Origin of the sequence: Curtobacterium sp. MCBD17_023 (assembly GCF_003224415.1) — a bacterium.
Lineage (GTDB): Bacteria > Actinomycetota > Actinomycetes > Actinomycetales > Microbacteriaceae > Curtobacterium.
This window is the reverse complement of record NZ_QKLJ01000016.1, coordinates 1-11,951: the sequence shown is the minus strand read 5'-3', so window position 1 is coordinate 11,951 and position 11,951 is coordinate 1. Positions and strand designations below refer to the sequence as shown.

The window sequence follows — 11,951 nt, the reverse complement described above, 5'->3', positions numbered from 1 at the left end:
TGATCGGCCGAGCGCTACAACCAGCTCGGCAGCCAGTAGTGCGAGCGGATGAAGTCCCACGGGACCTGCATCGCCGTCCACATCGGGTACCAGTACACCGATGCGAGGACCACGACCAGCAGGTACACGCCGAGCCCGAGCAGCGCCCGCGTCCGCCGTCGCCGCGGATCGTCCCGTGACCCGATCAGGTGCGCGATCGCCGCGGCCAGGGCCGTCACGAGGAACGGCTCGAAGGCGATCGTGTAGAACTGGAACACCGTCCGGTCCAGGTACATCAGCCAGGGCAGGTACCCCGCGCCGATGCCGATCAGGACGAGCCCGTACTCCCATCGCCGACGCGTGACGAAGAGCACGAGCAGCACCACGGCGGCGATCACCGAGGCGTACCAGATGAAGGGGTTCGCGATCCCGGTCACGGCAGCGCCGCACCGGTCGAACCCGCAGCCGTCCTGGCCCGCGTTCGTGCCCTGGTAGTACATCGACGTGGGGCGTTGCATCACGAGCCAGAGCAGCGGGTTCGCCTGGTACGAGTGCGGCGTGTGCAGGCCGATGTTGAAGGCGTAGATCTCGGACTGGTAGTGCCACCAGTTCTGCAGGCTGTCGGGCACCCACGCGAGCACGCCCGTCCAGCGCTGTCCGCCGCCGCCGATCCAGTCGCGGTCCCAGCCGCCCTTCGTCAGGAACCACCCGGACCACGAGGCCAGGTAGGTCACCGCGGCGACCGGCACGGTGAGCAGGAACGTGACCGGTGCCTGCTGCAGCGCCGCACTGGACGACCAGAACACCACGCCTGCCCGTCGTCGCAGCATCATGTCGCTGAGGACCGAGTACACCGCGAAGAACGCCAGGAAGTACATCCCGGTCCACTTCGTCGACGACGCCAGCCCGAGCGCGACGCCCATCGCGAGCAGCCACGGTCGCCACCACAGCACCGGGCCCCAGAGCGTGGCCCGTCCGGCCGTTGCCCGCCGGTCGGTCCACCGGTCGAGTTGGCGGGCGGACCAGCGGCGGTCGAGCAGCAGGGCGCCGAAGGCGAGGACGACGAAGAAGGTGACGATGCCGTCGAGCAGCGAGACCCGGGACATCACGATCGCCTGCCCGTCCACGGCGAGGAGACCGCCGGCGAGCGTCCCGACGAGCGTCGAGCGGAACAAGGACCGCGCGATGACGGCGATGAGGAACACGGTCGCGATGCCGAGCACGGCGACCGTGAACCGCCACCCGAACGCGTTGTCCGGCCCGAACACCAGCATGCCGAGGCCGATGAGGTACTTGCCGAGCGGCGGGTGCGCGATGAACTCGGCGGCGCGGGAGTAGATGTCGGTCTGCCCGCTCGCGAACCGGTCGTCGGTGGTCGGCGCGCCCTCGTCGCTCGGGTTCGCCGGCCAGGTGCCCTCGTATCCGAGGTGCACGAGCGACCAGCTGTCCTTGACGTAGTACGTCTCGTCGAACACCAGGGAGTGCGGTCGCCCGAGGTCGACCAGGCGGAGCACCGCGGCCAGCACCGTCACCGCGATCGGGCCGCCCCAGCGCCAGGCGGCGACCCGCCAGCCGACGGACAGCGTGCGCGCCCACCAGTCGTCGAGCCGCGAGCCACGGGGGACGTCCGGCACGGTCTGCAGCGGGTCGGCCAGGTCCGTGGTCACGCGCAGCATCCTACGGAGGCCGCGCACGCGTCGGCTGCGCTGTCCACAGGTCGCAGGCGTGGCGACGACAATGGGGACGTGATCGTCCTCGCAGCAACCCCCATCGGCAACCTCGGTGACGCCTCCCGTCGACTCGTGGAGACGCTGTCGAACGCCTCCGTGGTCGCCGCCGAGGACACCCGGACCGCGATCCACCTCATGCGTGCCCTGGGCATCGAGAACCGACCGCGGCTCATCGCGCTGCACGAGCACAACGAACGGGAGCGCGCGGCCGAGGTCGTCGAGCTCGCACGCGAGGACGACGTCGTGGTGCTCACCGACGCGGGCATGCCGGCGATCAGCGACCCCGGGTTCCCGCTGGTCGAGGCCGCCGCGGCCGCAGGCGTCACCGTCACGGCCGTCCCCGGCCCGAGCGCCGTGCTCACCGCCCTCGCCCTCTCCGGGCTGCCGACCGACCGCTTCACGTTCGAGGGGTTCCCGACCCGGAAGGGCGGGGAGCGGCGTCGTGTCTTCGCAGCGCTCGCCGGGGAGCAGCGGACGATGGTCTTCTTCGAGTCCCCGCACCGGATCGCCGACACGCTCGGGGACATGGCCGCCGGCTTCGGTGCCGACCGGCGCGCCGCGGTCTGTCGTGAACTCACGAAGCTGCACGAGGAGGTCCGTCGCGGCACCCTCGCCGAGCTGACCGAGTGGGCGGCCGACGGGGTCCGCGGCGAGATCTGCGTCGTCGTCGCCGGGGCCACCGGGTCGGGGGAGGACGCCACGATCGAGGACGGTGTCCGCCTCGTGCTCGAGCGCGTGGCCGCGGGAGCGCGGATGAAGGAAGCCGCCGCCGCGGTGGCCGACGCGACCGGGCTGTCGAAGCGGGACCTCTACGAAGGCGCGCTCGCCGCGCGCTGAACCGACCGGGGGGAGTCGGACGGGAGGCCCGTGGCGACGTCGCGACGAGCCTCCTGTCCGGTCATCCACAGGCGGCCGGGAGGCGCGTCACGCGGTTTCGAGTCGCCTCTAGGATGGTCCGCATGGCCGACGGCAGCTCGTTCTCGATCACCACGCCGATCTTCTACGTCAACGACGTGCCCCACATCGGGCACGCGTACACGGAGGTCGCCGCGGACGTCCTCGCGCGCTGGCACCGGCAGCGCGGCGACGACACCTGGCTGCTGACCGGCACCGACGAGCACGGGCAGAAGATCCTGCGGACCGCCTCGGCGAACGACGTCACACCGAAGGAGTGGGCCGACCGGCTCGTCACCGACGCGTGGAAGCCGCTGCTCGACACGGTGGACGTCGCCAACGACGACTTCATCCGGACGACGGACGAGCGGCACGAGCGGGGCGTGACGGCGTTCCTGCAGAAGCTGTACGACGACGGCTACATCTACGCGGGCGAGTTCGAGGGCTTCTACTGCGTGGGGTGTGAGGAGTACAAGCAGCCGAGCGACCTCGTGCCCGGGACCGGTCCGTACGAGGGCCAGCAGGTCTGCGCGATCCACTCGATCCCGGTGGAGGTCCTGGCCGAGCGGAACTACTTCTTCCGCATGTCCGACTTCGAGCAGCGCCTGCTCGACCTCTACGAGTCGAACCCGCAGTTCATCCAGCCGGAGAGCGTCCGCAACGAGATCGTGTCGTTCGTCAAGCAGGGCCTGCGCGACCTGTCCATCTCGCGGTCGAGCTTCGACTGGGGCATCCAGATCCCCTGGGACTCGGACCATGTCCTCTACGTCTGGTTCGACGCGCTCCTCAACTACGTCACCGCACTCGGCTACGGCACGGAGGACGACGAGGCCTTCCAGCGCCTCTGGCCGAGCGTGCACATCGTGGGCAAGGACATCGCACGGTTCCACGCTGTCATCTGGCCCGCGATGCTCATGGCGGCCGGACTGCCGGTGCCGGAGCGCGTGTTCGGCCACGGGTGGCTGCTCGTCGGCGGCGAGAAGATGTCGAAGTCGAAGCTGACCGGCATCGCCCCGAGCGAGATCACCGACACGTTCGGGTCCGACGCGTTCCGCTACTACTTCCTGCGTGCCATCACCTTCGGGCAGGACGGCAACTTCAGCTGGGAGGACATCTCGGCGCGGTACCAGGCGGAGCTCGCGAACGGGTTCGGCAACCTGGCGTCCCGCATCGTCGCGATGCTGAACCGCTACTTCGACGGTGCCGTCCCCGAGCGCGGGGAGCTGACCGAGTCCGACGCTGCGATCGACGCCCTCGCGCAGGCCGTCACCGAGCGTGCCGACGCCGCGATCGAGGCCTTCGCGCCGCACGACGCGATCAGCACCGTCTGGGAGCTCGTGGACGCCCTCAACGGCTACATCACCGAGCAGGAGCCGTGGGCCCTCGCCAAGGACGAGGCGCAGCGTGCGCGGCTCGCGACCGTGCTCGTCACGGCGCTCCGCGGACTCGGGACCGTCGCGGTCCTGGTGTCGCCGGTCATGCCGAAGGCCACCGAGAAGCTCTGGGCGTCGATCGGTGCCGGCGGGTCGATCGCCGAGCAGCGCGTCGACCGTGCCTGGGAGTGGCAGGGCTCCGAGACGGTGACGCCCCTCGCCGCCGGGCTGTTCCCGCGCATCGAGCAGCCGGAGCAGGGCGCCGCGTGACGGACGCGCACGTCCGCGCACGCGGTGGCGACGGTGGCCGGCAGAAGCGGGACCTGACGTACCCGCCGTTGCCGCAGGCCCTGGCGGTCCCGGTGTACGACAACCACACCCACATGGAGATCGCCGACGGCGTCGGTGACGGTGGGGACGGTCCGCTCGAGTACGGCGAGCACCTCGACCGCGCCGCGAGCGTCGGTGTCCGCGGCGTGGTGCAGGTCGGGACCGACCTGGCCACCTCGCAGTGGTCCGCGTCGATCGCAGCCCGTGAGCCGCGCGTCCTCGCGGCGGTGGCCCTGCACCCGAACGAAGCGCCGGTGCTCGACGAGCAGGGGTTGTTGGACGAGCACCTGGCCGGCATCGAAGCGCTCGCGGGGCTGCCGCGCGTCCGGGCGATCGGCGAGACCGGACTCGACTTCTTCCGGACCGGGGACGACGGCCGAGCCGCCCAGGTCCGCTCGTTCGAGGAGCACATCCGGATCGCGAAGGAGTACGACCTCGCGCTGACGATCCACGACCGGGACGCCCACGACGCCGTGGTCGAGGTCCTCGAGCGCGTCGGCGCTCCGGAACGGACGGTCTTCCACTGCTTCTCCGGCGGCACCGAACTCGCGCGGCTCTGCGCCGAACGCGGCTGGTACATGTCCTTCGCCGGGACGGTCACGTTCAAGAACGCGCAGAACCTGCGGGACGCCCTGCACGTGGCGCCGCGGCACCTCATCATGGTCGAGACCGACGCCCCGTTCCTCACACCGACGCCGTTCCGCGGCCGGCCGAACGCGCCGTACCTCATCCCGCTCACCGTGCGGTCGATGGCGGAGACCCTCGGCACCGACCCGTCGACGCTCGCCGAGCAGATCTCGTCCAACACCGAGCTCGTGTACGGCTCGTGGGACGACGAGCCGACCACGGTGGGGGAGTAGTCATGGGTGCCCTCCTCGGTCCGGCGGAGATCCGCGACCTCGCGGCGACGCTCGACGTCACCCCCACCAAGAAGCTCGGCCAGAACTTCGTGCACGACGCCAACACCGTGCGACGCATCGTCTCGGTCGCGGGGGTGACGCCGGACTCCCGCGTGCTCGAGGTCGGTCCCGGGCTCGGTTCCCTGACGCTCGGGCTGACCGAGACCGGCGCTCCCGTGACCGCCGTCGAGATCGACGCCCGGCTCGCCGTGCACCTGCCGACCACCGTCGCCGCGATGCAGCCCGACGCCCGCCTCACGGTCGTCCACCAGGACGCACTCCAGGTGTCCGCCGAGGACCTGCCCGTGGCGCCGACGCACCTCGTCGCGAACCTGCCGTACAACGTCTCCGTGCCGGTGCTCCTGCACCTCCTCGCCACCTTCCCGTCCCTCGTCCGGTCGCTCGTCATGGTGCAGGCCGAGGTCGGCTACCGGCTCGCGGCGGACCCGGGCAGCAAGGTCTACGGGTCCCCGAGCGTCAAGGCCGCCTGGTACGGCTCGTGGCGGATCGCGGGGCAGGTCAGCCGCCAGGTGTTCTGGCCCGTGCCGAACGTGGACAGCGTGCTCGTCGGTTTCGACCGGCACGAACCGCCGGGGGACGAACAGCTGCGGTCGCGGGTCTTCACCCTCGTCGACGCGGCGTTCCAGCAGCGGCGGAAGATGCTGCGGCAGGCACTGTCCGGCGTCCTCGGCGGCAGCGCCCGTGCGTCGGAGGTCCTCGAGGCGGCGGGCATCGCTCCGACCGCCCGCGGCGAGGAGCTCGGGGTGGACGACTTCGTGCGGCTCGGCCGGACCGTCCTCGCGGCCGCCGGCGGCGCCGCGTCCTGACCCCGCCACACCTGGCGGCCGTCCGGCGGAGGATCCGGTCCGCGCTGGGTACGCTCGCTCCATGACCGACGACGTCGTCCGCTCGCACGCACGGGGAATCCCCGCCGAGCGCGTGGTCGCGGCCACCGGTGCCGCGCCGGACGACTGGTACGACCGCCTCGACCGAGCCGACGGGCGCACCATCGGCCACACGGCCATCGCCGCCTGGCTCGTCGGTCAGGGCGTCGACCCCTGGTGGGCGCAGAGCGTCGCCGTCGGCTACGAGCAGTCCCGCGGCCTCCGTGTCCCCGGGCAGCGCTCCGACGGCACGTTCGCCGTCTCGGCCTCACGGCAGGTCGACGGCGACCGGGAGGCGGTGCTCGACCGCGCGGTCGTCGTCGCGGCCGCCGCGTTCGGGCACGGCCCGACCTCGGAGCGCCGGGGTGGGAAGCGTCCCTCGGCCCGGTGGACGTCCGCCGACCGGGAGTCGGTGCTGCTCACGACGGAGGACGGCCCCCGCCCGGGCACCGTCCGGCTGTCGGCGACGCGTGAACGTCTCACCGGGCCGGAGCGGATGCCCGAGGCGAAAACCGGACTGCGGGACCTGCTCGCCGCGGTCTGAGCCGCAGAGCGGGCTCAGTGCTCGCGGCCCGCCATCATCTCGAGGATCTGCTGGTGGGTGCCGTCACGTTCGGCCCACCGGAGCGGCTGGACGTTCTGCACGAGGACCTCCGACGTCCCGCCGGCCTCGATGATCGTCATCACCTCGTCGACGAAGGCGTCGAGGGGCATGCCGCCGAAGTCCGCTCCGCCCATCAGGTCGGTCTGCACGGCCGGCGGAGCGAGTTCGAGCACCTCGACCGCGGTGCCGGCGAGCTGCTGTCGGAGTGCCTGCGTGTACGAGTGCACGCCGGCCTTGGTGGCGCTGTAGGTCGGGGTCGCGGTGAGCGGCACGAACGCGAGCCCCGACGACACCGTCATGACGGTGGCGGCCGGGCGGGTGAGCAGGTGCGGCAGGAACGCGTCGATCAGGCGGATCGTCCCGACCAGGTTCGTCTGGATCGTCTCGAGGGCGTCCTCGATGTGGCCGGGGTCGCGGAGGTCCTCGTTCCGCATGATGCCCGACATCGTCACGAGGGTGTCGAGTCCGGGGTGTGCGGCGAGGACCTGGTCGGCGGCCGCCCGGATCGAATCGGCATCGGCGACGTCGATCTGGACCGTGCCGAGGCCGTGCTCCTCGGCGAGGGAGTCGAGCAGGGCCTGTCGGCGCCCGCCGATGACGACGGTGCTGCCCGCGGCCTGCAGGCGGAGCGCGAGCGCCAGGCCGATGCCCGAGGTCGCGCCGGGGATGAAGACGGTGCTGTTGGTGGTGTCCATGACGACCACGATGCCCGCGCCGTGTCGACGCATCCAGAGCCCGCACATCGGGGGACCGCCGGTCCCTGGTTCCCGGCCGCGCCGAGCAGCAGACTGGACGCATGGACCGTGCCGCCCTCGCCGACTTCCTGCGCCGCCGACGCGAGCTCCTGCGCCCGGAGGACGTCGGGCTCGGTGCCGGCGCTCGTCGGCGCACCCCGGGCCTCCGTCGTGAGGAGGTCGCCGCGCTGGTCGGCATGTCGGTCGACTACTACACGCGCCTGGAGCAGCAGCGCGGACCGCAGCCGTCCGAGCAGATGGTGGCCGCGATCGCCCGTGCCCTCCGCTGCTCCCTCGACGAGCGCGACCACCTGTTCCACCTCGCGGGGCAGAACGCGCCGGTGCGCATGCACCGCGCCGACCACGTGGACCCGGCGATCCTCCGGGTGCTCGACCGGCTGACGGACACGCCGGCGATCGTCGTCAGTCACCTGGGGGAGACCCTCGTCGAGAACCGGCTCGCCGTGGCGCTCCTCGGCACGTCGGTCGGCCTGTCGGGCAACGACCGGTACCAGGCATGGCGGTGGTTCGTCACCGGCACCGAGCTCGACCGGTACGCACCGGAGCAGCACGAACGACTGGGGCGGGTCGTGGTGGCGTCACTGCGGGCGGCGGTCGGTCTCGCCGGACCCGGCGATCGTCGGGCGACCGAACTCGTCGCCGAACTCGAGCGGCGCAGTCCCGAGTTCGCCCGGCTGTGGGCGCTGCACGAGGTCGCCCTCCGCTGGTCGGACAACAAGACGATCATGCAGGCCGAGCTCGGTCGCATCACCGTCGACTGTCAGGTGCTGCACACGGACGACCAGGCACAGGCGCTCCTGCTCTTCACGGCACCGCCGGGGAGCGAGGACGCCCAGAAGCTCGAACTGCTCGGCGTCCTCGGCCAGCAGACCTTCGCCTGAGCGTCGGCCGCAACACCACGTCACACACCTGGCAGCCCCCACACGTGCGTGCCTAGGGTGGGGCGGTGAGCACTCCGCGCGTGACCGTCATCCACGAGAACCCCGAGTGGTTCCCGCCGCTCGCCGCTGCCTTCGAGGCCGAGGGCGTCCCGGTGCGGGAGCTCCTGCTGACCGAGGGGCAGATCGACCTCGGCGCCGAACCGGAGCCCGGTGTGTACTGGAGCCGCATGTCGGCCAGCTCGCACACACGCGGGCACGAGCACAGCAAGGAGTACACCCGCGCGGTGCTCGGCTGGCTCGAACGAGCGGGCCGCCAGGTCGTCGGCGGCAGCCACGTGCTCGAGCTCGAGGTCTCGAAGGTCGCCCAGCACGGGCTCCTGCAGCAGGCCGGGTTCGACGTGCCCCGCACCACCGCGGTGTTCGGCACGGCGACGCTCAAGCAGGCGGCCGCGGACTTCACGGGCGGCCAGGACGGCCCCTTCATCACGAAGCACAACCAGGGCGGCAAGGGCCTCGGCGTCCGGCGCTTCGACTCGCTCGCCGAGTTCGACGCCTACGTCGACAGCCCGGAGTTCGAGGAGCCGGTGGACGGCATCACGCTGCTGCAGGAGTACCTGACGGCCCGGGAGCCGTTCATCACCCGCGTCGAGTTCGTGGGGGGCGAGTTCGTCTACGCCGTCCGCGTCGACACGAGTGCGGGCAGCTTCGAGCTCTGCCCCGCGGACGCGTGCGAGGTGCCTCAGGTCATCGCCGGCGCGGTCTGCGAGGTCCCCGGTACCGAGGCGCTCGGCGCCCCGCCGGCGTTCAGCGTCCGGACCGAGGTGACGGCGGAGCACCCGCTCGTGCAGCAGCTCCGCACGTTCCTCGCCGACCAGCGGATCACGATCGCCGGCGTCGAGTTCATGGAGACGACCGACGGTCGGACGGTCGTCTACGACATCAACACGAACACGAACTACAACCCCGCCGTCGAGGAGGCCGCACCGGCCTCGGGCCCGCGGTCGATCGCCCGCTACCTCGGCGGGCTGCTCGACGCGGAGTACGCCACGGCCGCCGCACCGGCGGCGCACGCCTGACCGGCGACACGACACCGCCGCACCACACCGCACCGCCTGACCCACCCACCGGTCTGGAGGCCCGGCTCGCCACCGGCACCGAGCCTCCGGACCGTCATCTCCACCAGCAAGGAACCCCCGTGCGATTCGGATACTGGACCCCGCTCTTCGGCGGCTGGCTGCGCAACGTCGACGACGAGCAGATGCCGGTCACGTTCGACTACGTGAAGCTCCTGGCGCAGCGCGCCGAGCGGATCGGGTTCGACCTGACGCTCGTGCCGGAGCTCAACCTCAACGACATCAAGGGCGTCGCGGCGCCGAGCCTGGAGGCGTGGGCGCTCGCGGCGGCGATCGCGGCGACGACCGAGCGCCTCGAGATCATGGCGGCGATGCGGCCCGGGTACCACCTGCCCGCGGTGACGGCGAAGCAGGCGGCGACGATCGACGACATCTCCGGCGGCCGGTTCACCTTCAACGTCGTGAGCGCCTGGTGGGCGGAGGAGGCCCGTCAGTACGGCGGCATCTTCTCGGAGCACGACGACCGGTACAAGCGCACGGCGGAGTTCGTCGAGATCATGAAGGGGCTGTGGCGGGAGACCCCGTACAGCTTCTCCGGCGAGTACTACGAGATCGAGAACGCCCACCTCGAGCCGAAGCCCCGCGTCACCCCGCGCATCTACGCCGGCGGTGAGAGCGAGGCCGGCAAGGCGAGCATCACGCACTACGCCGACGCCTACGTCACCCACGGCGGCACCGTCGAGGAGCTCCGCACGAAGATCGCCGAGATGCGCCGGCGCCGCGAGGACGCCGGGCTCCCGCCGTTCGAGGCGTTCGGCATGGCCGCGTACGCGATCGTGCGCGACACCGAGGAGGAAGCGCAGGCCGAGCTCGCGCGCATCACCGACGTGCAGCACGGCAAGGCGTACGAGTCGTACCAGGACTTCATCTCGAAGTCGCAGCTCGAGCACGTGCCGTCGCTCGAGGACTACTCGGTGTCGAACCGGGGCCTGCGCCCGCAGTTCGTCGGGACGCCGGAGCAGGTCGCCGCACGGATCCGCGAGTACGAGGAGGCGGGTGTGGACACCCTGCTCCTGCAGTTCTCGCCGCAGCTCGAGGAGATGGAGCGCTTCGGCGAGCAGGTCATCCCGCTCGTGCGCGCGTCCGTCCCCGTGGAGACGGTGTCCTGATGGCCGCCGAGGACGACTGGGCGTTCGAGACCCGGCAGATCCGCGCCGGGTTCAAGGCCGACCCGGGCTTCGGCGGGAACGTGCCGCCGATCGCGCAGACCGCCGCCTTCGTCTACCCGTCGGGGGAGGACGCCGCCGACCGGTTCCTGCTCAACGCACCCGGGCACACGTACTCCCGCGTGAACAACCCGTCGGCCGCGGCGCTGGAACGGCGGATCGCCGACCTGGAGGGCGGGGTCGCCGCGCTCGCGCTCGCGTCCGGGCAGGCGGCCACGTCGCTCGCCGTGCTCGGGCTCGCCCGTGCCGGGGACCACATCGTGTCGAGCGCGTCGCTCTACGGCGCGACGTACACGCTCTTCGCGTCGACGCTCCGTGACCTCGGCATCGCGTTCACGTTCGTGCAGGACCCGACGGACCTGGACGAGTGGGCCGCGGCCGTCCGACCCGAGACGCGCGCGTTCTTCGGCGAGTCCATCCCGAACCCGCGCGGGGACGTCCTCGACTTCGCCGGGGTGGCGGGTGTCGCGCACGAGGCCGGCGTCCCGCTCATCGTCGACAACACCATCGCGACGCCGTACCTGGTCCGGCCGATCGAGCACGGCGCGGACATCGTCGTGCACTCCGCGACGAAGTACCTCGCCGGGCACGGCAGCGCCATCGCCGGACTCATCGTCGACAGCGGCAACTTCGACTGGGCGGCACACCCGGACGAGTACCCGCAGCTGACCACGACCGAGCACTCGGGCTTCTCGGGTACGAACTTCGCGGAGAAGTTCGGTCGCCGTGCGTTCATCCAGCGCACCCGCTCGAAGCTCTCCGCCGACCTCGGCCCGGCGATCGCCCCGTTCAACGCCTTCCTGGTGCTGCAGGGCATCCAGACGCTGTCGCTCCGCATGGACCGGCACGTGTCGAACGCCGCGACGGTCGCGTCCTGGCTCGATGCACACGACCAGGTCGAGCACGTGCACTACGCCGGCCTGCCGAGCTCCCCGTGGCACCACCTGCAGCAGCGGTACGTGCCGAACGGGCCGTCGAGCGTCCTCGCGTTCGACCTGGCCGGCGGGGTCGAGGCCGGGCGGCGCTTCGTGTCCGCGCTCGAGCTCTTCGACCACGTGTCGAACATCGGCGACGTCCGTTCCCTCGTCGTGCACCCGGCGTCGACGACCCACGTGCAGATGACCCCGTCCGAGCGGGCCGCGGCGGGCGTCGGCGAGGGGCTCATCCGGCTGTCCATCGGCCTCGAACACGTCGACGACGTCATCGCGGACCTGGAGCGCGGCTTCGCCGCTGCGGCGTGAGCCGTCGGACGGCGGGTGGACCGGCGGGACGGGGATAGGTTGGTCGCATGACGTCGATGCCTGCTCCCGGTCGGGTGCGGAC

11 protein-coding genes are annotated in these 11,951 nt (G+C 71.6%); 9 read left to right on the top strand and 2 right to left on the bottom strand.

Annotation, left to right across the window (positions count from 1 at the left end):
- Positions 1-14: 14 nt before the first annotated feature.
- The gene (locus DEI84_RS13550; protein WP_181420465.1) at positions 15-1,646 is read right to left on the bottom strand and encodes a phospholipid carrier-dependent glycosyltransferase; all 1,632 of its coding nucleotides are present in this window, start codon (positions 1,644-1,646) and stop codon (positions 15-17) included.
- A 78-nt stretch (positions 1,647-1,724) separates the two neighbouring features.
- Here DEI84_RS13550 and rsmI point away from each other — a divergent pair, with 78 nt between their 5' ends.
- The 5 genes from rsmI to DEI84_RS13525 all read left to right on the top strand — a co-directional run bounded on the left by rsmI (position 1,725) and on the right by DEI84_RS13525 (position 6,633).
- Positions 1,725-2,546: a 16S rRNA (cytidine(1402)-2'-O)-methyltransferase gene (gene rsmI, locus DEI84_RS13545; RefSeq protein ID WP_110825969.1), complete on the top strand. Its 822-nt coding sequence runs from the start codon at positions 1,725-1,727 to the stop codon at positions 2,544-2,546.
- 122 nt (positions 2,547-2,668) lie between these two features.
- The gene (gene metG / locus DEI84_RS13540) at positions 2,669-4,246 is read left to right on the top strand and encodes a methionine--tRNA ligase (protein WP_110825970.1); all 1,578 of its coding nucleotides are present in this window, start codon (positions 2,669-2,671) and stop codon (positions 4,244-4,246) included.
- A complete protein-coding gene (locus DEI84_RS13535) occupies positions 4,243-5,166 on the top strand; it encodes a TatD family hydrolase (protein ID WP_110891237.1) in 924 nt (307 codons plus the stop codon). Before metG ends, DEI84_RS13535 begins: the two co-directional genes overlap by 4 nt.
- 2 nt (positions 5,167-5,168) lie before the next feature.
- On the top strand, positions 5,169-6,032 hold the full coding sequence (gene rsmA, locus DEI84_RS13530; protein ID WP_110891236.1) for a 16S rRNA (adenine(1518)-N(6)/adenine(1519)-N(6))-dimethyltransferase RsmA: 864 nt from the start codon (positions 5,169-5,171) through the stop codon (positions 6,030-6,032).
- A gap of 61 nt (positions 6,033-6,093) precedes the next feature.
- Positions 6,094-6,633 (top strand): hypothetical protein, encoded by a 540-nt coding sequence (locus tag DEI84_RS13525; protein ID WP_110891235.1) that lies wholly within the window; start codon positions 6,094-6,096, stop codon positions 6,631-6,633.
- Positions 6,634-6,647: 14 nt separating this feature from the next.
- Here DEI84_RS13525 and DEI84_RS13520 read toward each other — a convergent pair whose 3' ends face one another.
- Positions 6,648-7,388 (bottom strand): SDR family oxidoreductase, encoded by a 741-nt coding sequence (locus tag DEI84_RS13520; protein WP_110891264.1) that lies wholly within the window; start codon positions 7,386-7,388, stop codon positions 6,648-6,650.
- A gap of 101 nt (positions 7,389-7,489) precedes the next feature.
- Here DEI84_RS13520 and DEI84_RS13515 point away from each other — a divergent pair, with 101 nt between their 5' ends.
- The 4 genes from DEI84_RS13515 (at position 7,490) to DEI84_RS13500 (ending at position 11,869) form a co-directional block, all read left to right on the top strand.
- Positions 7,490-8,329 (top strand): helix-turn-helix transcriptional regulator, encoded by an 840-nt coding sequence (locus DEI84_RS13515; protein ID WP_110891234.1) that lies wholly within the window; start codon positions 7,490-7,492, stop codon positions 8,327-8,329.
- Positions 8,330-8,394: 65 nt separating this feature from the next.
- The gene (locus DEI84_RS13510) at positions 8,395-9,405 is read left to right on the top strand and encodes a RimK family alpha-L-glutamate ligase (protein WP_110891233.1); all 1,011 of its coding nucleotides are present in this window, start codon (positions 8,395-8,397) and stop codon (positions 9,403-9,405) included.
- Between the two features lie 119 nt (positions 9,406-9,524).
- Positions 9,525-10,571, top strand: a complete 1,047-nt coding sequence (locus DEI84_RS13505) for an LLM class flavin-dependent oxidoreductase (RefSeq protein ID WP_110891232.1) — start codon at positions 9,525-9,527, stop codon at positions 10,569-10,571.
- Positions 10,571-11,869, top strand: coding sequence for an O-acetylhomoserine aminocarboxypropyltransferase/cysteine synthase family protein (locus DEI84_RS13500; protein WP_110891231.1), 1,299 nt, complete (start codon positions 10,571-10,573; stop codon positions 11,867-11,869). The genes DEI84_RS13505 and DEI84_RS13500 overlap by 1 nt, the downstream gene beginning before the upstream one ends.
- The last annotated feature ends 82 nt before the right edge of the window (positions 11,870-11,951 follow it).

Excerpts from the sequence above, each read along its gene's own strand:
- metG (WP_110825970.1), top strand. The coding sequence starts at position 2,669 with ATGGCCGACGGCAGCTCGTTCTCGATCACCACGCCGATCTTCTACGTC.
- rsmA (WP_110891236.1), top strand. The coding sequence starts at position 5,169 with ATGGGTGCCCTCCTCGGTCCGGCGGAGATCCGCGACCTCGCGGCGACG.
- DEI84_RS13525 (WP_110891235.1), top strand. The coding sequence starts at position 6,094 with ATGACCGACGACGTCGTCCGCTCGCACGCACGGGGAATCCCCGCCGAG.
- DEI84_RS13520 (WP_110891264.1), bottom strand. The coding sequence starts at position 7,388 with ATGGACACCACCAACAGCACCGTCTTCATCCCCGGCGCGACCTCGGGC.
- DEI84_RS13515 (WP_110891234.1), top strand. The coding sequence starts at position 7,490 with ATGGACCGTGCCGCCCTCGCCGACTTCCTGCGCCGCCGACGCGAGCTC.
- DEI84_RS13500 (WP_110891231.1), top strand. The coding sequence starts at position 10,571 with ATGGCCGCCGAGGACGACTGGGCGTTCGAGACCCGGCAGATCCGCGCC.